Source organism: Mycoplasma sp. Z386 (assembly GCF_054343375.1).
Genome location: NZ_JBTGVC010000042.1, coordinates 1 through 503, shown reverse-complemented (window position 1 = coordinate 503; position 503 = coordinate 1). Strand labels below are relative to the sequence as shown.

At 20.1% G+C, this 503-nt stretch carries 1 protein-coding gene; it reads right to left on the bottom strand.

Going from position 1 to position 503, the window contains the following annotated elements; all coding sequences use genetic code 4:
- Positions 1 to 198: hypothetical protein (locus tag ACXX85_RS03985; RefSeq protein ID WP_458560691.1), on the bottom strand; the 198-nt coding region annotated here is incomplete at its 3' end.
- Positions 199 to 503 lie beyond the last annotated feature (305 nt).

Genomic DNA, 503 nt, shown 5'->3' with positions numbered 1-503 from the left:
CTGTTTTAAAAGTATAATTAAATTATGAATAAGAAAAATATTCATATTTTCCTTGATTGAATTCTGAAAATCTATGAAATTTTTAAAACTAATTATAATTTTAATAATAGTTCTTAAAATATAAAATAGTTTAAAGAAATTCATTCAAGGAAAATTAAAAAAATAAAAATCTCCAATTGCAGTTGGAGGTTTTTTCATTCTATTCTTAATTGAATTCTTAAAATCTATGTACTTAAATTATAACATTTTTTTTAAAATATTTCATAATTTTTTATAAAGTAAAAATTCAAATATTTTTTCCCGTCTTTCCCAGTTTGACTTAATATTTATGCTAAAAATATTAATATGTTGTTAGATAATGGTTTTAAAGGAGAAATAAACACGAACACAAAAACCTAACATTATTTTATAACGTCTCAGCAAATTGTTGAGATGTTTTTCGGAAGTGTAAGATATTTTGTGTAAATTTCTCTTGATTACTTTTTAATTTCCCAGTTAAAAAC